Annotated in this window: 16 protein-coding genes; 12 read left to right on the top strand and 4 right to left on the bottom strand. The window is 41.7% G+C overall.

Annotation, left to right across the window (positions count from 1 at the left end):
- Positions 1-97: 97 nt before the first annotated feature.
- Positions 98-1,882, top strand: coding sequence for a heme ABC transporter permease/ATP-binding protein CydD (gene cydD, locus FCV43_RS01545; RefSeq protein WP_113797306.1), 1,785 nt, complete (start codon positions 98-100; stop codon positions 1,880-1,882).
- On the top strand, positions 1,875-3,596 hold the full coding sequence (cydC, locus tag FCV43_RS01540; protein WP_136993808.1) for a heme ABC transporter ATP-binding protein/permease CydC: 1,722 nt from the start codon (positions 1,875-1,877) through the stop codon (positions 3,594-3,596). The genes cydD and cydC overlap by 8 nt, the downstream gene beginning before the upstream one ends.
- Before the next feature lie 214 nt (positions 3,597-3,810).
- On the opposite strand, the gene serC is transcribed toward cydC, so the two are convergent.
- Together serC and FCV43_RS01530 are read right to left on the bottom strand one after the other, a co-directional pair.
- Entirely contained in the window at positions 3,811-4,908 is a 1,098-nt protein-coding gene (gene serC / locus FCV43_RS01535; protein WP_136993807.1) for a 3-phosphoserine/phosphohydroxythreonine transaminase, read from the bottom strand.
- 129 nt (positions 4,909-5,037) lie between these two features.
- Positions 5,038-6,312, bottom strand: a complete 1,275-nt coding sequence (locus FCV43_RS01530) for a DUF945 family protein (protein WP_136993806.1) — start codon at positions 6,310-6,312, stop codon at positions 5,038-5,040.
- 208 nt (positions 6,313-6,520) lie between these two features.
- On the opposite strand from FCV43_RS01530, the gene FCV43_RS01525 reads away from it, so the two are divergent.
- The 3 genes from FCV43_RS01525 to FCV43_RS01515 all read left to right on the top strand — a co-directional run bounded on the left by FCV43_RS01525 (position 6,521) and on the right by FCV43_RS01515 (position 9,709).
- The gene (locus FCV43_RS01525) at positions 6,521-8,500 is read left to right on the top strand and encodes an ATP-binding protein (RefSeq protein WP_017054528.1); all 1,980 of its coding nucleotides are present in this window, start codon (positions 6,521-6,523) and stop codon (positions 8,498-8,500) included.
- Complete coding sequence (locus FCV43_RS01520) at positions 8,493-8,990, top strand: response regulator (RefSeq protein WP_136993805.1); 498 nt, start codon at positions 8,493-8,495, stop codon at positions 8,988-8,990. Before FCV43_RS01525 ends, FCV43_RS01520 begins: the two co-directional genes overlap by 8 nt.
- Before the next feature lie 176 nt (positions 8,991-9,166).
- Positions 9,167-9,709, top strand: coding sequence for a hypothetical protein (locus tag FCV43_RS01515; RefSeq protein ID WP_017054530.1), 543 nt, complete (start codon positions 9,167-9,169; stop codon positions 9,707-9,709).
- A gap of 135 nt (positions 9,710-9,844) precedes the next feature.
- On the opposite strand, the gene FCV43_RS01510 is transcribed toward FCV43_RS01515, so the two are convergent.
- Positions 9,845-10,426, bottom strand: a complete 582-nt coding sequence (locus FCV43_RS01510) for a TfoX/Sxy family DNA transformation protein (protein WP_017054531.1) — start codon at positions 10,424-10,426, stop codon at positions 9,845-9,847.
- A 377-nt stretch (positions 10,427-10,803) separates the two neighbouring features.
- On the opposite strand from FCV43_RS01510, the gene FCV43_RS01505 reads away from it, so the two are divergent.
- The 5 genes from FCV43_RS01505 (at position 10,804) to FCV43_RS01485 (ending at position 16,196) form a co-directional block, all read left to right on the top strand.
- A complete protein-coding gene (locus FCV43_RS01505) occupies positions 10,804-11,724 on the top strand; it encodes an HDOD domain-containing protein (RefSeq protein WP_136993804.1) in 921 nt (306 codons plus the stop codon).
- A gap of 27 nt (positions 11,725-11,751) precedes the next feature.
- Positions 11,752-12,657: a lysine exporter LysO family protein gene (locus FCV43_RS01500; RefSeq protein ID WP_017054533.1), complete on the top strand. Its 906-nt coding sequence runs from the start codon at positions 11,752-11,754 to the stop codon at positions 12,655-12,657.
- A 74-nt stretch (positions 12,658-12,731) separates the two neighbouring features.
- Positions 12,732-13,244 (top strand): hypothetical protein, encoded by a 513-nt coding sequence (locus FCV43_RS01495; RefSeq protein ID WP_136993803.1) that lies wholly within the window; start codon positions 12,732-12,734, stop codon positions 13,242-13,244.
- Positions 13,245-13,372: 128 nt separating this feature from the next.
- Positions 13,373-15,016, top strand: coding sequence for a pyridoxal-dependent aspartate 1-decarboxylase PanP (gene panP, locus FCV43_RS01490; protein WP_136993802.1), 1,644 nt, complete (start codon positions 13,373-13,375; stop codon positions 15,014-15,016).
- Positions 15,017-15,341: 325 nt separating this feature from the next.
- Positions 15,342-16,196 carry a MurR/RpiR family transcriptional regulator gene (locus FCV43_RS01485; RefSeq protein WP_017054536.1) on the top strand — a complete coding sequence of 285 codons (855 nt, stop codon included), beginning with the start codon at positions 15,342-15,344 and terminating at the stop codon, positions 16,194-16,196.
- Between the two features lie 138 nt (positions 16,197-16,334).
- Here FCV43_RS01485 and FCV43_RS01480 read toward each other — a convergent pair whose 3' ends face one another.
- Positions 16,335-17,564 carry an iron-containing alcohol dehydrogenase gene (locus tag FCV43_RS01480; protein ID WP_136993801.1) on the bottom strand — a complete coding sequence of 410 codons (1,230 nt, stop codon included), beginning with the start codon at positions 17,562-17,564 and terminating at the stop codon, positions 16,335-16,337.
- A gap of 331 nt (positions 17,565-17,895) precedes the next feature.
- On the opposite strand from FCV43_RS01480, the gene FCV43_RS01475 reads away from it, so the two are divergent.
- Positions 17,896-18,162, top strand: coding sequence for a GrxA family glutaredoxin (locus FCV43_RS01475; RefSeq protein WP_017054538.1), 267 nt, complete (start codon positions 17,896-17,898; stop codon positions 18,160-18,162).
- A gap of 186 nt (positions 18,163-18,348) precedes the next feature.
- Entirely contained in the window at positions 18,349-20,031 is a 1,683-nt protein-coding gene (locus FCV43_RS01470) for an aspartate:alanine antiporter (protein ID WP_017054539.1), read from the top strand.
- Positions 20,032-20,088 lie beyond the last annotated feature (57 nt).

The raw sequence follows: 20,088 nt of genomic DNA, 5'->3' as shown, positions 1-20,088 counted from the left end.
TGTCGTAAAACCCTAAAGCCCAGTGGTATATCCACTGGGCTTTTCTTTGTATACTACCTCGCTATAACTTCATAATAATTATCATTAAGCCTTCTAAATGGATAAGAAAAAGCAACGCGACTTGAATAAGTGGCTCAAGCAACAGAGTAAGTTAGCCAAACGCTGGCTTATGATTGCCGTGGGCCTTGGCGTAGTATCAAGCGTGTTTTTATTGGCTCAAGCCGCTCTACTCGCCTCCATACTTCAACAACTGATTATCGACCACACAGATAAATATGAGTTACTGCCTCATTTTGCAGGGCTAGCGCTGATGATTGCGCTGCGTGCTGCTTGTTCTTGGGGAAGAGAAATTGCCGGGTTTAAATGTGGCGAAGAGATCCGCGTTTATATAAGGCAGCTCATACTCGATAAACTCAGGGAACTTGGACCAGCCTATATTAAAGGAAAGCCAGCGGGAACGTGGGCAACACTGCTGCTGGAACAAGTTGAAGATATGCAAGATTTCTTCGCCCGCTATTTGCCGCAAATGTCGCTCTCGGTGCTCATCCCGTTCGTGATCTTAATTGTCGTGTTCCCTGTTAACTGGGCTGCAGGATTAATTTTTCTGATTACTGCTCCGCTGGTGCCTCTTTTCATGGCATTAGTTGGAATGAAAGCAGCCGATGCAAACCGCAAGAATTTTAAAGCGTTGCAACGTCTGTCTGGTCATTTCTATGACCGATTACAATCGATGACGACGATTCGTCTGTTCAACCGGACTCATGCAGAAACTGAAGTTCTTAAAGGGGCATCTGAGGTATTCCGTACTCGTACAATGGACGTTTTGAAGATTGCATTCTTATCTTCTGCCGTTCTAGAGTTTTTCACTTCTATCTCGATTGCTATTACTGCCGTCTACTTTGGCTTTAGCTACATTGGTGAATTGAATTTCGGCCATTATGGTACAGGGGTCACCCTATTTGCGGGCCTATTTATTCTGATCCTTGCACCTGAATTTTACCAACCACTACGCGACCTAGGCACGTTTTATCACGCCAAAGCACAAGCAGTTGGTGCGGCTGAAAGTATTGTTGAGTTTCTAGAAACAGATATTACGAAGATCCAATCAGGTAATACCCTACTCGCTCAACCAGAAAAAATAGAGATTGTTGCTCACGATCTAAAAGTGGTTAGCCCGGAAGGCATTCAACTGGTCGGCCCGATATCCTTCACTCTTGCATCTAACCAATCCACCGCGCTGGTCGGCCCAAGTGGTGCGGGTAAAACGAGTTTGATCAATGCGATTCTCGGTTTCATGCCTTATGAAGGTAGCCTGAAAGTGAATGGCGTTGAAATGAAAGAACTCGACCTGACCCATTGGCGCAAACAGATTAGTTGGATTGGACAGAACCCATTGTTACTCCACGGGACAATTCGTGACAACGTAACTCTAGGTAAGCATAATATCTCTGACTCAGACGTTCATGCCGTGATTGAAAATGCCTTCGCTGCCGAATTTGTCAATCAACATGGTTTAGATTACCCAATATCCGATCGTTCAGGTGGGTTATCGGTAGGACAAGCCCAGCGGATCGCCTTAGCAAGAGCAATGCTACAAAATGGATCATTCTGGCTACTAGATGAACCTACTGCGAGTTTAGATGCTCGTAGTGAGCAGTTAGTGATGCAGGGTATAGAGAAATACACGGAATCGACCACATCTCTCATGGTTACTCACCAATTAGAACCTTTGCGCAGCGTTAATCAGATTCTAGTGATGCAAAAAGGTCAAGTTGTTCAATCTGGCAGCTATCAAGAACTACAACAACAAGACGGACTGTTTGCTGAGATGCTAAGTGCAAACCTCGCTCAACATAATGATAAGGGGAATTTAGATGCGTGATTTACTCCCATATCTAAAGCTGTATAAAAAGCATTGGTTTGGTCTCTCGCTAGGTATGTTGCTTGGATTTGCAACTCTGTTCGCCTCTATTGGCCTGCTGACCCTTTCTGGTTGGTTTATCTCCGCCTCGGCTATTGCAGGGTTAACCATCGCCAGAGAAACATTTAACTATATGCTGCCCGGCGGTGGCGTTCGTGGTTTTGCCATGGGTCGAACTGCTGGACGTTGGGGTGAGCGTGTCGTAAGCCATAACGCGACCTTCAAACTACTGACTGATCTGCGCATTTTCTTTTTCCAAAAACTCGCACCATTAATTCCAGGCCGAGTTTCCAACCTACGAGACGCTGACCTTCTAAACCGATTGGTTGCTGATGTTGATGCGATGGATCATGTTTATCTGCGCTTAATCAGCCCTGTTACTATTGGTGTTGTGGGCATCGCTTGTTTGACAGCATTTTTGTGCTGGTTTGATATGACTCTTGGTCTTACTTTAGGTGCAATCTTAGCTATTGCTCTTATCTTATGGCCGATATTGTTCTATAAATTAGGCAAACAGAATGGGGCGGAACTGACACAAAATAAAGCTGACCTACGTATTACCGCCTTAGATTGGTTACAAGGCTACAGTGAGTTGACTCTATTTGGAGCAGAAGAGCGCTACAGACAGGCGATCACTTTGGCTCAAACGAAGTTGATTAAAAATCAGTTTGTAAATGCGAACTTAAGTGGCCTTGCGACCGCTTTATTAATGCTAGTTAATGGTTGGGCTCTGGTTCTTATGCTTTGGCTTGCAGCGGATGGTGTCGGTGGTAATCAACCCGATCCTCTTATCGCACTGATGGCATTTGCGACTATGGCAAGTTTCGAGCTGTTAATGCCAATCGCAGGTGCATTTCAGCATTTAGGTCAAACTCTCACTTCTGCTCGTCGATTAAATGACGTTATTCTTGCAAAGCCAGATGTTCAATTTTCAGAACAAGAAATTAAGCACTCAGGACACTACGGTATTCATTTCAATAATGTCACTTTTGCGTACCCAGACAGCGACAAAAATGTCCTAAATAGTGTCGAGCTCTCCATACCTGCAGGTCACAAGGTCGCGATTGTAGGACAAACAGGTTCTGGTAAATCGACTCTGCTTCAACTGCTTACCCGTTACTGGGACCCGCAGCAAGGTGCAATCAGTATTGCTGACCAAGCGCTGACTCAATGGAGTGAAGGTCAACTGCGAGAAGCAATAAGCGTTGTAAGCCAGCGAGTTGACATACTCAACGGCAGCTTGAGAGACAACCTCATCATGGCATCACCGGATGCAACAGATGAACAATTAGCAACTGTACTTAACAGCGTGGGGCTAGAATCACTTAATGAAGGTCTAGGTTTAGATGCTTGGTTGGGCGACGGTGGTAGACAACTTTCTGGTGGTGAAAAACGCCGTATTGGTATTGCACGAGCACTGTTACATGATGCGCCGATCATTCTTTTGGATGAGCCAACAGAAGGGCTAGATAAACAGACTGAGAAAAACATTATGCATCTGTTTAAGCAGCATTTTGCCAACAAAACCGTACTGTTTATTACCCACCGACTAGTCGAACTCGATAGCATGGATTCGATATGTTTAATTGAGCATGGCCAGATCGTGGAACACGGACATCACCAGTCATTAATTGAGCAAAAAGGTCGTTATTACCAACTTTGCCAGACGCTATAGGCTTGGTTTTATGAACAGATTCAAATTTAACAAGCAGGGCTGATTTTATAAGCATGCCTGGATTTATAAATAAATCGGTTCCATAAAAAGCTTGGTTACAAACAAAGAAACCCACTAAGAAGTTAACTTTTTAGTGGGTTTCTTGTATAAGCAGAGCTGTTATTTCGAAAGCGACATACAAAACAACTGACGAAGGCAGCTTTTTCCTAATCAGTTAATCAGCATATTCACTTTCAAACGATGCCATGAAATCGACTAAGGCTTTAACGCCTTCAAGCGGCATTGCGTTATAAATCGAAGCTCGCATACCACCAACCGCTCGGTGACCTTTCAGAGCTTGTAGCCCTGAAGCTTCTGCTAACTCAAGAAACTTGCTATCAAGTTCAGGTTTAAACAGTTGGAAGGGCACATTCATCAATGAACGATTGTCTGCATGAACATCATTCTTATAGAACGGTGATTGATCAATATAAGCATAAAGAAGTGCCGCTTTCTCACGGTTTACTTGTTCAACCGCTTTCACACCGCCCTGCTCTTTCAGCCATTTGAAAACCAGACCTGATAAATACCAAGCAAAGGTCGGCGGCGTGTTGTACATGGAATCTTTTTCAGCCAACACTTTGTAGTTCAAAATACTTGGCAGAGCTTGAGCAGCAAGATCTAACAGATCATCACGAACAATCACAATACACAGACCAGCTGGGCCGATATTTTTCTGCGCGCCTGCGTAAATAACACCATATTTTGAAACATCGATTTCGCGCGATAAAATCGTCGATGACATATCAGCCACGATCGGTTTATCAGTGACAGGCAAATCATTAATTTCAATGCCATCAATGGTTTCGTTTGGGCAGAAATGCACATAAGCCGCATCAGTTGCGACTGGCCATTCACTTGCAGGTAGAACGGCTACTTTGCCCTCTTTCTCTGTTTTGGCAACAAAGACATCTGGCTCACAATACTTGTTCGCTTCTGCTATCGCACTTTCAGCCCAATAGCCTGCATCGACATAAGTCGCCGTTTTCGACTCCCCTAGTAGATTCATTGGAACCGCAGCAAATTGTGCTCGAGCACCACCTTGGCAAAACAAAACTTTGTAATTGTCTGGAACATTCAACAAGTCACGCAGATCTTGTTCTGCCTCTTCAGCAACTTTAATAAAGGGTTTGCTGCGGTGGCTTATTTCCATCACAGACGTACCTAAGCCGCCCCAATTGATGAATTCCGCTTGTGCTTTCTGCATCACTGCTTTAGGTAACGCCGCTGGGCCTGCACTAAAGTTAAAAATATTGTCCGTAATCGGCTCCATGATTTTATTGCTCCTGCTCATTCTTGTTTTGTAGTGGTTAGTTAACAAATACCATGTTTTGCTTCACTTAAAAAGCAAGAAAAGAGGTCTTCAGACCTCTTTTCTTCACTAACTGCATGATTTATCAGTTTACTTCGCTGCTTGGCCCATTAATGCAGGCATTAGCAGAGCGAAAACTGGCACTTGCTGGCCATTTTCGAAAACTAAATTACCATCATTCAATTCCGCTTTAATTTCATACCCAGCATCCGTTTGAGTGATCATTTCCATCACGATCAGTTCATCAATACCCTCTTGTATAAATGGATACTCAGTCACGAGTTCATTCGAAAAATACGTATTTAGATTACCGGTTAAAGCAGGAACTAAAGCGCCAGGATTTTGTGATACATTTTCAGTACCTTCAGGTACCGTCATTAACCACTGAGACTGAAATTCACCTTCTCCAAGCTTCAGTGACACTTTATTCATCGAAATATCAAAGCCTTTAGCAAAAAGCGTATCAACAGCAGGGAGCAACGCTTGAACGTCTTCTTCAGTCAACTCGGGGTTAGTCTGAATTAGCTCAAAAATTTTCTCAAATGAATGAATGTCCAATTTCGCCAATTCGAAATCAACACTTAAATCATTCACCACACCATCAACTGTCATCATTTTCGAGATATCTAAAAGCACTTTGCTGCTGAGGCGTTGCGTTTTATCATCAATAGATGACTCAAACTGATACGTCGAGTCGTCCATGCTGAACATTGGCTGAGCGTTGTTAGCATTCACAACAAAAGTATCAATATTATACTGCTGAGTCCCTAACCAATATCCTTGAGCTTGCTTACCATCTCCGTCGCCTGATATGCCAGAGAGTGCCACTTGCTCGCCATTAGCAAAGTTCAGCTGTATAGAAGGGATATCCAACTTATATGTCAACTGCCCCAGAACACTCGCACTTCCTGTAATTTCTGACTTTGCAACAGCGATAGAAACGGCACCTTCACCAGCGGTTTGGTGATTCCATGATTCTAAATCCAATGAAAATTCTGTATTACCATTAAGCTGTGTAGTGGTGGAAAGTGTAAGAGGCAGTTCTTCAAGTCCATCGATTGTTGATACTGCATTTAAGCTCACCAATCCATGTTCAACTTCACTCTTAACTAAAAATTCAGACGGTAACCCATCAGCTTCCAATTGCTCAATAAGCACAGGGTCGGTTACTTGGTAACGAGTTAATACACGTGAAGAGAAGTAACTTCTATCATACTCAACCACTTCCGCTTGAATCGACGCTGAATTGAGGTGCTTGACCCCATCAGTGATAACATTTTTACCAATTTGACCAACCGCTAAAGGCCAACATAACGCTAACGAAATTGCACCGCCAACTGCGGCTATTTTTCTTAATTCTTTCATGGATTGTCTTCTAACCTTCTGAGTTTATGAATCCAGTCTATCCTATGTTTTCAAATGAGAAAACATTGAGTTACGTCACTGTATTGTTTTATTGCTGTTTTCAGAGACTATTTTTAATACTTAGCTCTCAATCAATAATTTCGTTTATTGCTACATTGCCAGTATATATTTGTAAAATTATTGCTGTGTTAATTATGTGGGGTATAGAGTGAACCGTTATGCTGTTTTATGTTTAGACAATAACCCTATCAGCATCGAACAGATTCGTTCGGAGCTGGCCTCATTTGCTCATCGCTTCGATATCCACACCGCAGATACCATCGAAGAAGCAGAGCAGACCCTCACCTACCTTAAAGAACAACAGCAATCGGTCGCACTGGTCATTGCAAGCCACCATACTCAGTTCAATGGCGTTGATTTTCTCATTCAACTGGATAGATCAACTCATACACAGCAAGCTCGTAAGGTTCTAGTCAGTTGCAGTAGTGACATTCAAGCGATTCTATCTGCGGTCAATGAAGGACGATTGGATCACTGCCTCACTAAACCACTACAAGATAAGGTGCTTTACAAAACCGCCCAAAAAGAGCTAACAACGTTTATTTTGTCACACGAAAAAGAGGATTTACTTCACTATAGCCAAGTCTTAGACCAACAGAAAATATTAAGGGCTCACATTGAAAACAAAATGCAATCTTATCGAGCGGGTTTCATTCATGATTTTCATAATTTATCCGATAGTGAGTTAGCCGAACAGGTTATTGGTGCCTTAGGTCTATTTTTCGAACAACAAGATGAACACCATGCATGCCGAACTTATTCTCCCGATCACCTGCTGACAAAAGAAGGTGAAGAGAACCGATTCCTGTGGTTTATCACTGAAGGCGAAGTGGCACTATATAAGAAAGATGACTTAGGCGTGCAGCGCGAGGTAGTTCGACACTCAAAAGGCAACCTTGTCGGTGGTATGTCTTTTGTTACTGGCGAAAACTCATTTTCTACAGCCATTACGCTGACAAAAACTCAAGTGATTAAACTCGAACGTGATGTATTCGCTCAAGTGATGCACTCCGACAGTAGTTTGTTACCATTATTTACTAATCTACTACTTAGGCATTTCAACCGTAGGCTTCAACGCAGCATCAACACTAAATTAGAGTTGCAAAAAACACTGGAATCGTTGGAGTCCGCTCATCAACAATTAATAGAACGTGAAAAAATGGCTATGCTTGGTCAGCTTGTTGCTGGGGTTGCCCACGAATTAAATAACCCTGTCGCGGCGATTTTGCGAGGAGCGGAGACGTTAGCGAAGAATATTGATGAGTTAGTTAAATTAGAATCAAGCCAAGATATACACATCAAAGGCGCCGAAGTGCTCAATCAAGCGATGCTGTCACACCCCATGTCCACTTCCCAAGTCAGAGAACAAGCTAAGCAGATACAGGAACGAGTGGGCGATCGTCTTATTGCCAAAAAATTGGTCCAGCTGAAATTAGATCAAGACGAAGACTTCGTGCAATCTTTGAGCAACAAAAATGCCCAGAGTATTAGTTCCCTTAACCAACTAGAAAAGTACCACCTTACGGGTTCAACGTTACGCTCTGTTCATGTCTGTGCTCAACGTATTGCGGATATGGTCAAGAGTTTGAAGGGCTACGCACGACCTGATGATGAAACCAACCATACCGTTGATATCCATGAAGGTATAGAAGACACTTTAGTGATATTCGAAAACCGCCTCAAAATGCATACCCTTATAAAAGAGTATCAAAATATCGCTCCGGTTTTTTGCCAACCCATCGCTTTACAGCAGGTATGGACGAATTTAATCTCTAATGCGATCGATGCATTCCCCGAGAATGGCATACTTGAGATATCAACTGAGCAGTGCGTCAGAAATGGGAACCACTACGTTACTGTCAACTTTAAAGATAACGGCAGTGGGATCCCTGAAGAGCAGAAGAGAAAAATTTTTGAATTAAACTACACGACAAAAAAAGAAGGAAACTTTGGGCTCGGTATTGGTTTATCCGTCTGCCAACAAATTCTCACGGCGCACAAAGGGTGGATCGAAGTCGATTCCGTTCCTAATCAGTACACTCATATGAAAGTTTGGTTACCAGTCGATCAACGGCTCATCGCCAGTAATAATCCATCGAAATCAGAGCAAGGAGTAAGCCATGAATAAATATCTTATTTTATGTGTCGATGATGAAAGAGAAGTTCTAGACAGTGTGTTACAAGATCTTGCTCCATTCGAAGATAGCTTTGTTGTGGAAGGTGCTGAATCTGTTTCTGAAGCTCGTAATGTTATCCAAGAAATGTCCGATGAAGGTATTAAGCTTGCCCTTATTTTGTGTGACCACATCATGCCAGAGCAGACAGGCATCAGCTTCTTGATCGAGCTGAACCAAAATAAGCAGACCAAAAATGCGCGTAAAATTTTACTCACTGGGCAAGCTGGTCTCGAAGATACGATTGAAGCGGTTAACCACTCATGCTTAGACTTCTATATCGCCAAACCATGGTACGGAGATAAACTTCGAGAAACATTAATCGAGCAGTTAACTGATTACATGATCAAGCATGATGATAATCTAATGTCTTGGGCATCGGCTTTAAACACTGAAAAGATATTTAATGCTATTGCTGAAAATCGCATTAACTTTGGAGAATAGTGACATTATCAGGGTAAGTGGCACTTTATTTGCTAGTTTTTTGAGTAAACGACAAAACAATGACATTTTTTATGATGACCTTTTCTTTTTATGCATTAAAATGTCAGGTAATAATTTGACGATTTAGAGATTAGCTTTAAATCAAAGATTTAACTCGATAAAGGTTTACCGTTATTATGCGCAAAACATTACTTGCAGCAGCATTGTTGCTGGCATCAAACCACGCTCTTGCACAAGAAGATCCAAACCAATCAATGAGCAACTTTAGCTATGATTACTTAGAAGCTCGTATTGGCGCAAGCCCTGTTACATTCGGTGCCGCTATGAGTAAATCTGTGCACCCAAATGCTCACGTTATTGGCCGTATCGATTCTGAATTTGACGGTGACTTTGATTCCGCTGTTGGTTTCGGCTTTCATGCTCCAATCAACAATTGGGCTGATATGACCGGCTCTATGTTAATGCGCGTTGCACAGCCAAGTGATAAAAGCAGTGCAGATGTTGGCATGGAGTTAAACCTAGGAGTGCGTCAATGGCTTGGTCCACAACTTGAAGTCGGTGGCGGTGGCGGTTACGTATCTATTGATGATAACGATGATTGGATTGCTTCAGCTTACGTTAGGTTCCATTCAACAGAATTGTTCTCTGTTGGCGCAGAAGCTCGAATTAATGATTTCTACGGCGACCAAGCGATGTTCACAACACGCTTTAAGTTTTAAATAACGACAAAGTTTTAAATAACGACAAGCTTTACATCGTTATTGATTTAAACAGCGTGTTTGCTATATACAATTGTTATAAAAAAACCGAGGAAGTGTCCTCGGTTTTTTTCGTCGATTTTTTGTCTACTGATCTTATTCGCAAAACTCTAATAACTGGCGTTTTCTTGGCTCTTGAATCAACTTCCAATGAATTCCGTCAATGGCCCCTGCAAATTTCCATAGCAATTTGATATCAACATCATTCCCATACGCTTTTTTAACTTTACGAAAGACGTCAGAAGCACCCAGTTCCATAAATGTAGAAACATCATCGACACCGGCCTTTTTCACCATTCTTTCAAGGGTTAATTGCATGTTAGGGAGATCTCGAAGACGACGGCTCGCGGATGATTTTTGGTAATTTCTTTGCCTAACGGAGTAATTAATAGACTCTTCAACGATTGAATGTAGCTCACGATGATCCGCTGTAAATAAGTGAGTAATGTCATAATAGTTTACTGTTGCGGTCGTCTGTTTTTTAACATGGCGATACTTCTCGCAACCTAGCACTTTCAGTTTTTCGTCTAGTTCATGGCCACCACGGATAAAGATAGAGTCATTACTGATGAGTGCATACATCGCCTCATCCATAAAGAGGCCGATACCACCAAACATAGAACGTTTTTGGGAAGTACCAAACTGCTCTACATAATTATAAAAATTGTGCCCTGTCATATCTATTGATCCTTAATCTGAATTACCCCGATTAGTTATGATCACCAGATAGCAGCTTGTAATTTTCGCGAAAAATTTTATAAATCAATTAGTTGTATAATAATTATTATTTAGCATAGATGCTATTATGGGTACCAATGATACTTAACAAAACAAATTAAGTCTGGTCACAGCTCACATCAAACAAATCTCAACGGCCTAAAAATGTGACAAAATGCACATTACAAATCAAATCAATGCAGCATTTCTCTAACATAATACAAAAAAAACATCATCCCATTTATTGACACAATACTTAATTTGCTTCTCATTCTATTGCGTTAAACCAAACGTTAAAGGTACACTGTATTCATATAAAGCCTTCGGTACTTTTCTCTATGGAACACCTCTCTTTTTACTGGTTACCGCACAATGAATCACAGCTTCTTAAAGGACTAGAAACTGAATTTGCTCAGCTTGTCGAGCAATCCATTAGTTCAGGAAAGATTTCTCTTCCTCCAATCCCAGATGTGGTCTTAAAGATCCAACAATTATGTACTTTTGAAGCGACAGGTATTTCAGAAATTGCAGAGTGTTTGCTGGAAGACCCAGGGTTAACTGCGGTTGTAATTCGTATCGCTAATTCTGTTGTTTTTAACCGCCGTAATATCACTTGCCATGACTTGATGACTGCGGTATCTCGACTAGGCATCTTACGAGTAAGAGATATCGTTACCGCCCAAGCGATTGAACAGCTCAAGCATAGCGTCAATCTCACCAACGAATGCAGCGCGATTCTATCTCAAAGTGCTCATGTTTCTCGCGAACTCGGGGCAACGATGGTACTAGTAACCAACGAATTCAAACGCCGAGCTCCTGATCAACATTCGAATTTAGAACACGAGAAAGCACTACTGGTTGGGCTTCTTGCGGATATTGGCCTATTTTGCTTGGTTAATGAGTACCATCACTATTTAGAAAATGGCAATTATTTGGATCAAGACCTTGCGATGCAGATCTTCCAAAGTCGATGTGCTATTACTAGCAAACAGGTGCTAAAACGTTGGGGCTTCGACGTTGATTTTATTGAAGTCGCATCAAATGAACCTTCTTCTGCTGAGCACTCCAATGTCTCTTACCTCGATATCGCTCGAATATCTAATCATTTATTGATGTTTAGAAGTGAAGATGAAAATATTGATGAACATGAAGTTGAATTCGATCTCGTTGGGGCTGAAATACTTTATGAATTAAGCAATTTAAGCGAAGAAGTTTTCAGATCTAAGATTCAGGATGTAATCAACACAAGCGGCTTCTAAATAAACAACAAGGATGGTTAATCAACAATGTTTACAGGGATGATTTTCATTTTTGCCCCACTGGTGGTGGGGTATCTATTTTCCATATCAAAACAGTCAGTGTTAAATGTCATCAATAAAGCTACTTCATATTTAATATATGTCATTCTAGCTTTGATGGGATTAAGCCTTGCTGCACTTGATAATCTCAGTGAAAATTTACAAGTCATTTTACAGTTCACAGGAACTTTCTTTATCTGCTTAAGCGTATGTAACTTGGCAGGGCTTCCTCTGATCGATAAATTAATGCCTATCCAAACAGACCAATCCAATACTAAGTTGCCACTATCAAGTATGGCACTAGAATCACTTAAACTTATTCTTGTTGTCGGCAGCGGTCTCATCATAGGGTTATTGCTTCCAATCGATCTATCTTGGGTAGACACCGCGAGTGAGTGGATCTTGTTTATTTTACTGTTTTTTATTGGCATTCAATTAAGAAACAGTGGCTTAACGTTACGACAAATTCTGCTCAACAAACACGGAATGGTCATTGCTCTTGTGGTTGTCGGAACTTCGATGATTGGAGGTATTATCGCCTCATTCATTCTGGACATTCCAATGGCTCGTGGTTTAGCAATGGCATCCGGTTTTGGTTGGTATTCACTCGCAGGTATTTTAATGGGTGATGCTTTTGGCCCGGTTTATGGTGGGGCCTCCTTTATGATTGAACTACTTAGAGAACTTGTCTCTTTAGTACTTATACCTCTATTTATTCGTAGCGCACCATGTACCTCTATCGGCTATGCTGGGGCGACAGCGATGGACTTTACCTTACCCGTGATCCAAACAACTGGCGGCGTCAGGTGTGTTCCGATAGCCATCGTAAGTGGTTTTATTTTAAGTATTTTAGTCCCAATAATGATGTTGTTCTTTGTTTCACTTGCTAGCTAGATCGCATGAATTTGTATTCAGCTCTATTACAATACGCAAAAAATAATAATCAAAATAATTCAAAAGGAATCACTATGAAACGCTTTATTATCGGAATGCTTCTCGCCACCTCTTCAACCATGAGTCTAGCGTCTGATACTCAATGCTTAACTGGAAAATATGACGCTTATATTGATGCTTCACTAACTTGGTATCAAGACCTTGTCGATTTAACATCAGCTCAATATCCGGACCTAAATGAAGTTGGGGAATGGTTTTTAGAGGGGCGTAAACATCACTTTGAACTTAATCGAGCAGCCGTTCATTACTACCTTAAAAATGATTCGAGTAAAGTCGCGACTGAACAACCAATTGAAGCTTGGTTGCAATTAGAGCAGAAAGATATCAAAGAGTTAGCATCTAAAGACAATGCACTAGGCAAGATTGCGACTTCAACTTTCAATGACCGTCAATCAACTCCGCACGATAAAAACTATGAGTTAAGATCCGCTTTTGCTGACCTTCTTAGCCACCCAAAAAACATTGATAATGCGTTAAACAAGTACAATCAAGCGATCAAAACCGTCGAAAATACAGTATGTAAATAGGCTATCATCCTCTTTACCACATCATTTGCTGGAAAATTCGTTTTCATAATTAAGACGGGACATTGTTCCCGTTTTCGTTTAAATTATCTCGCTCGCGCTTTTAAATAATAGAAAAATAACTAGCTGCTATGGTATCGGAACAAAAAACTGTTGACGTAAATTTCGAAAGCTTACTTCGAATTTTCACTGTCCCAGAAGGACCTGATTCAACGTTAACTCAAATCGAAGAAAAACTTTCCCAAAATCTTAATCAATTCTTACGTGAACATATCGTCGCGGAAGAGAAGCCATTACTCGAAATCGAGAAAGATTTTTCTAATGCTCATATCCCAGAGCAACCTGAGTTTGTCTCTGAACATACTGAACACTTGCTAGATTCTCTCGTCGCGCATTCTGTACATACTGCATCACCAAGTTTTATTGGGCACATGACCTCTGCTCTGCCCTATTTCTTAATGCCGCTATCTAAGATCATGATTGCGCTAAACCAAAATTTGGTAAAAATCGAGACATCTAAAGCTTTCACTCCTCTTGAGCGCCAAGTACTGGGTATGCTTCATCGTCTTATCTATCAGCAAGATGATAAGTTTTATTCTCGATGGATGCACAGTTCGAATCACTCATTAGGCGCGTTTTGTTCTGGTGGCACCATTGCAAACATCACCGCTCTTTGGGTTGCACGTAACAATGCTTTACGAGCGGAAGGTTCATTCAAAGGTGTCGAAAAAGAGGGCTTATTCCGTGCAATGAAACACTATGGCTACGAAGGTTTAGCCATCTTAGTTTCAGAACGTGGTCACTACTCGCTTAAAAAAGCGGCCGATGTTCTTGGGATTGGCCAAGATAGTCTTATTGCGATCAAGACCGACCACCATAACCGAATTTGTCCACAAGCACTGGATGAAAAAATGAGCGAGCTAAAGGCTAATAAGATATTGCCATTTGCTGCCATTGGTGTTGCGGGCACAACAGAAACCGGCAATATTGATCCGTTGAAAGAAATGGCTGCTATATGTAGAAAACATGACTGCCATTTCCATGTTGATGCCGCTTGGGGTGGCGCAACGTTAATGTCGAATTCTCACCGTTCGCTGCTTGATGGCATCGAAGAGGCGGACTCAGTCACCATTGACGCTCACAAACAGCTTTATATTCCAATGGGTGCAGGAATGGTGCTGTTTAAAGATCCTGACGCAATGATGGCAATCGAACATCACGCTCAGTATATTCTTAGAAAAGGCTCTAAAGATTTAGGCAGCCATACTCTTGAAGGCTCACGTTCAGGTATGGCAATGCTTGTTTATGCCAGCATGCATATTATCGGGCGACCGGGTTACGAACTTTTAATTAATGAAAGTATTGAAAAAGCTCAATATTTCGCAGAGCTAATTCAACAGCAACAAGATTTTGAGTTAGTTTCTCAGCCTGAGCTGTGCTTACTGACCTACCGCTATCTTCCTCAAGACGTAAAACAAGCCTTGTTCATTGCGGATAAAGGAAGTAAGAAAAAGCTCAACAACTTGATCAATGAGCTAACCAAGTTCGTTCAGAAGAAGCAGCGTGAGACTGGAAAGTCATTTGTGTCCAGAACTCAACTCAATCCTGAGCAATGGGATGAGCTTAATACCATCGTATTTAGAGTGGTATTGGCAAACCCATTAACCACCCACGACATTCTTCAATCGGTTCTTGTTGAACAGAGACAAATCGCCTCTTTAGCACCTAAATTAATGGCTAAAATTCAGCAATTAACACAAGAAATCCTCGCTTAATAGTAATTTGAAATTACACCAAAATGAAAATTTATTTCGTTTTGGTGTAACAAATACATCAGCCTCGTGCTAGAAAAGCCTATTTTTTTTCCACTTAGCCTCCAATTCTGTAGTTTTACCAAAATATTGTTTGAGGCTTGTCATATTCTAGCCAATTGGTTTCGACTTTTGTTATAGGCTAAGCACAGTTACGTTTATACTATTTTTATGGTGCTGGTTTGCTCTTGTCATTAAATATTCACCTAGCTCTGCTAGTGGTGATAACTTCTGATTCAGAAGTAATGGCAAAAATCAGCAAGTTGTTCTCTACGCCCTCGTGAACACTATGAATACATTAGAAAAAATACAAAAAAATCTAGAAAATTTTAGCAAATCTGAGCGAAAAGTAGCTGAAGTTATCATGGCGTCGCCCCAAACAGCAATCCACTCTAGTATTGCGACACTAGCCAAAATGGCTGATGTCAGTGAACCTACAGTTAACCGCTTCTGTCGTCGTCTTGATACTAAAGGTTTCCCAGACTTTAAATTGCACCTTGCACAAAGCCTTGCGAATGGAACACCTTATGTAAACCGTAACGTTGAAGAAGATGACGGTCCTGATGCTTACACGCATAAGATCTTTGAATCGACAATGGCGTGTTTAGATGTAGCGAAAAATAGCATCGACTCTATGCAGATAAATCGTGCTGTGGATTTGCTCACTCAAGCTAAACGAATTTCATTCTTTGGTCTTGGAGCTTCTTCTGCTGTTGCAAAAGATGCACAGAATAAGTTCATTCGCTTCAATATCCCAATCACTTGTTTTGAAGATATTGTCATGCAACGTATGAGCTGCATAAATTGCAGTGATAACGATGTGATTGTCCTTATCTCTCATACTGGTCGTACGAAAAGCCAAGTTGAAGTTGCGAATCTCGCTCGTGAAAACGGTGCAACTGTCATTGCTATCACAGCAAAAGATTCACCTCTTGATAAAGCGAGCTCACTGTCTATTTCACTTGATGTACCTGAAGATACTGACGTTTATATGCCAATGGCAAGCCGTGTAGTACAGATGACGGTCATTGATGTGCTAGCGACAGGTTTTACTCTTCGTCGTGGATCTGGTTTTCGTGACAACTTAAAGCGAGTTAAAGATTCTCTTAAAGATTCTCGCTACGATAAGATGTCGCAATTTTAAGATTCCAATGACTAACACAAGCGAGTCTCAACATATTAGTATGTTCAATAATATGTCGAGACTTACTTTTTTATCTTTGCACTGTACGCCTACAATTTATCTATCTCCAAGCCGTTAGCCTCCACCTCCCTGATAGCACTATTTCTCAGCCTGCAATATAGAATCGATCACTTTCACATTTGCTTGCGTGACTGAGTCTTGCGTTTCACAAACACACACCGATCCACAAACTTGATTTAAAATGTGTATTAGCCTCTCTTCATTTAAAGGTAATGGGTTTCCTTTAATCGCAACCGACTGTAATGCGTCTTGCGCGACTTGTTCAAAAGAGGTACTGCAAACACCGAATTCGGAAAGGTGAGGCAGTTCTAATTTATCCAGTACCATTTGCACCCAAAGCACACTGTCCTCAATATGAGCGTTGGTTCGCCCAGTGACTATCTGTGCGATTCTTTTATATCGATTTAAGATATCACTACGCCCTGCCGCTTTTGCCTCATTGATATTTTCACTCATGACAAATGGAGCCAAACGCCCACTGATCACGCTATGTGGTGCATTAAGCTTTCCACCAAGAGCAGAGGCTAACCCATGAGCAGCGCCAAGTTTTGCATTGGTAATTGCCATCCCTCCTAGCATTGCTGCAAAAGAGAGGTCAGCTCGAGCTTTATGATCATCTTGTTTGCAGGCCGCAATAATCGACGGGCTTAATCGACGAAGTCCCTCTTCACACACCATGTCGGTGAGCGGGTTTGGGTCCCCGCATACATACGCCTCCATCAGATGAGTAAATGCATCCATTGCGCCTCTTCCAGAGGTGTACGCATCAGTTCCATATGTAAGCGTAGGATCAACAATAGCGACATCAGCCAACATATCAGGGCTGCGCAGACTCACTTTCACCCGATCTTGACCTGATTTCAATACTGCATTTTTTGTCACTTCAGATCCTGAGCTTGCTGTGGTGGGGATGGCAATAAGCGGAATTGGCTTCGTTTTTAATGGTACATTTCGCCCAACGACTTCTACGTAATCATAAACATCCCCTTGATTTGGAATAACAGCCGCCAACGCCTTACCCATATCAATCACACTACCGCCTCCGATAGCGACCACCATATCGGGCTGAAATTTTCGCCCCGATACCGCCGTTTCCTCAACCATTGTAATATTGGGTTCACCATTGATGGCGACATGTTGATAACGCATTGATTGATTTTTAAGGTATTGGATTATGGGGGAGGACCGCTCAGGATCTTGACCCGTGACGAGTAAAACACTGTAGCCAAATTGATTCAGTATCGATAGCGAGGACTGTAACGCCCCCTCACCAAAAATTATCCGAGTTGACGTCATAAATTGAAACATGCGATATCCTTATGCTTACCTAATTACGTCGTTGATAGACAATTTAGGCTCAAATTCGATTCGATGGACTCAGTACAGATTGCGCTTTAAATACGCATAAATATTTGATTTGGTGCAATTTGCAGATAAGAATCCCGATGCATTGCCTGTTTTTTGCACCGTATCACAATTGAGATGAGACGTTTCAAGTCAAGCTCACGATTTCTGTAACCACCGTTTTGCTCACGAAATCACCTGATAGGTTTTACCTATTGAAACAACAGGTAAATCTGTCTTTATTTCCTTTGACTATTGAGGCATAGTTGCTTTCAAGAAAATAAAGGAGAGAGTTATGTTTGTTGTTATCTTTGGTCGCCCTGCTTGTCCATTCTGTGTTCGTGCAAAAGAGCATGCTGAAACGTTAAAAGCGAAACGTGATGATTTCAACTATCGCTATGTTGATATCCATGCCGAAGGCATCAGCAAAGCTGATCTTGAAAAAACAGTTGGTAAGCCAGTTGAAACTGTTCCTCAAATCTTTGTAGATCAAGACCATATCGGTGGTTGTACAGAATTTGAAGCATACGCTAAAGAGCACCTTGGTCTATTTGACGAGTAATCGCTCAACCACAGTATCTAAAATAACCCGCTATTGATAGGCGGGTTTTTTATATCCACTGTTTTCGTTATGTTATGTCAGCTAATAGCAAAAGATAAAAAATATCACTTATCATTTTTTTATTATTCGCTACAATCCCCCACTCTTAAATACCTTTTATAAATCAAGTTTAACTGAGCTAACGCTGTGAATATAGACGTAGTATTACTACTAGAGCAAAACCCCATCCTTTTAATTTTCGTTGTACTTGCTATTGGCCTTGCCTTTGGAAAAATCCGCTTTGGAAGTTTGCAATTAGGTAACTCGATTGGCGTGCTAATCACTTCACTTGTTATGGGCCACCTCGGTTTCTCATTTAACTCGGAAGCTCTCACTATCGGCTTCATGCTCTTCATCTATTGCGTTGGTATTGAAGCTGGCCCCAACTTCTTCGGCATTTTTTTTCGCGATGGCAAGCATTACCTTATTCTCAGCCTCGTGGTGTTAGTCTCCGCTGTCTCTTTGACCTACTTCTGTAGCCATTATTTGGGGCTTGATTTCGGTTTAGCTGCCGGGATGATGGCAGGAGCACTGACCGCAACACCCGTTTTAGTAGGTGCTCAGGATGCATTAAATTCCGGACTGGCGAATATTCCGCGAAATATGGATATCGGACTGATACTTGAGAGTATTTCAGTCGGTTACGCTATGGCGTATTTGGTTGGCTTAATCAGCATGATAATGTTTGCTAAATTGCTGCCTAAGCTTCAAAAAGAGAATTTGCACGATTCGGCTCAACAGATCGCAAAAGAGCGCGGTCTAGGAGGCGGAAGTCAGCGTAAGGTCTACTTACCTATTATTCGAGCCTATCGAGTTGGGCAAGAGCTGATTGACTGGACTGATGGCAAAAACCTACGTGAGCTTGGTATCTACCGACAAACAGGTTGTTACATTGAACGAATTCGTCGTAATGGCATTCTTGCCCATCCTGATGGGGATGCTATTTTACAAGAAGGTGATGAAATAGCATTAGTGGGTTTTCCAGATAGTCATGCTCGCCTAGATCCTAGTTTCAGAAACGGCAAGGAAGTTTTCGATCGAAATTTACTCGATTTGCGCGTGGTTGAAGAAGAGATCGTAGTTAAAAGTGACAGTATCGCAGGTAAGCGCCTTTCGGATCTCAACCTGTCAGAGTATGGGTGTTTTCTAAACCTTGTAACGCGAGCTCAAATCGAAATGCCGATGGATTTGGACATCGTTCTCGCTAAAGGTGATGTCCTGCAAATTAGTGGTGAAAAGAGCCGAGTTCATGGTCTAGCGGAAAAAATTGGTTTCATTTCTATACATAGCCAAATGGCTGATTTACTTGCATTCTGTAGCTTCTTTATTTTAGGCCTACTCTTCGGGTTAGTCACAATGACCTTTGGGCAGGTCTCTTTCAGCTTAGGTAACGCTGTAGGGTTATTACTTGCCGGTATTACCCTTGGATTCTTAAGAGCCAATCACCCTACTTTTGGTTATGTCCCGCAAGGTGCATTGAACATGGTTAAAGACCTTGGCTTAATGTTCTTTATGGTGGGGATCGGTTTAAGTGCCGGTGGGAATATGTTCGAGCATTTAACCCAAGTTGGACCTCAAGTTATTGGCTTATCACTCATCGTGAGTGTGGTTCCCGTGATGCTCGCGTATTTAGTCGGGGCGTATGTTTTAAAAATGAACAGAGCCATGTTGTTCGGTGCCATTATTGGAGCAAGAACGTGTGCGCCAGCAATGGATGTCGTTAATGAGTACGCAAAATCGACCATTCCTGCATTGGGCTACGCAGGCACTTATGCTATCGCCAATATATTGATGACTTTAGCAGGAACGTTCTTAATTATTCTTAGCTAAAAGTCGAAACGGTCAGATAACAAAAAGGCGCTCAATGAGCGCCTTTTCTTTTATCAG

Origin of the sequence: Vibrio genomosp. F6 (assembly GCF_005146325.1) — a bacterium.
GTDB classification, from domain to species: domain Bacteria; phylum Pseudomonadota; class Gammaproteobacteria; order Enterobacterales; family Vibrionaceae; genus Vibrio; species Vibrio cortegadensis.
The sequence above is the reverse complement of the archived record's forward strand: the minus strand, read 5'-3'. Positions and strand labels throughout refer to the sequence as shown.

Excerpts from the sequence above, each read along its gene's own strand:
- serC (WP_136993807.1), bottom strand. The coding sequence starts at position 4,908 with ATGGAGCCGATTACGGACAATATTTTTAACTTTAGTGCAGGCCCAGCG.
- FCV43_RS01530 (WP_136993806.1), bottom strand. The coding sequence starts at position 6,312 with ATGAAAGAATTAAGAAAAATAGCCGCAGTTGGCGGTGCAATTTCGTTA.
- FCV43_RS01475 (WP_017054538.1), top strand. The coding sequence starts at position 17,896 with ATGTTTGTTGTTATCTTTGGTCGCCCTGCTTGTCCATTCTGTGTTCGT.
- FCV43_RS01510 (WP_017054531.1), bottom strand. The coding sequence starts at position 10,426 with ATGACAGGGCACAATTTTTATAATTATGTAGAGCAGTTTGGTACTTCC.
- FCV43_RS01515 (WP_017054530.1), top strand. The coding sequence starts at position 9,167 with ATGCGCAAAACATTACTTGCAGCAGCATTGTTGCTGGCATCAAACCAC.
- panP (WP_136993802.1), top strand. The coding sequence starts at position 13,373 with ATGGTATCGGAACAAAAAACTGTTGACGTAAATTTCGAAAGCTTACTT.
- FCV43_RS01520 (WP_136993805.1), top strand. The coding sequence starts at position 8,493 with ATGAATAAATATCTTATTTTATGTGTCGATGATGAAAGAGAAGTTCTA.
- FCV43_RS01500 (WP_017054533.1), top strand. The coding sequence starts at position 11,752 with ATGTTTACAGGGATGATTTTCATTTTTGCCCCACTGGTGGTGGGGTAT.
- FCV43_RS01505 (WP_136993804.1), top strand. The coding sequence starts at position 10,804 with ATGGAACACCTCTCTTTTTACTGGTTACCGCACAATGAATCACAGCTT.
- FCV43_RS01485 (WP_017054536.1), top strand. The coding sequence starts at position 15,342 with ATGAATACATTAGAAAAAATACAAAAAAATCTAGAAAATTTTAGCAAA.
- FCV43_RS01495 (WP_136993803.1), top strand. The coding sequence starts at position 12,732 with ATGAAACGCTTTATTATCGGAATGCTTCTCGCCACCTCTTCAACCATG.
- cydC (WP_136993808.1), top strand. The coding sequence starts at position 1,875 with ATGCGTGATTTACTCCCATATCTAAAGCTGTATAAAAAGCATTGGTTT.
- FCV43_RS01480 (WP_136993801.1), bottom strand. The coding sequence starts at position 17,564 with ATGTTTCAATTTATGACGTCAACTCGGATAATTTTTGGTGAGGGGGCG.
- cydD (WP_113797306.1), top strand. The coding sequence starts at position 98 with ATGGATAAGAAAAAGCAACGCGACTTGAATAAGTGGCTCAAGCAACAG.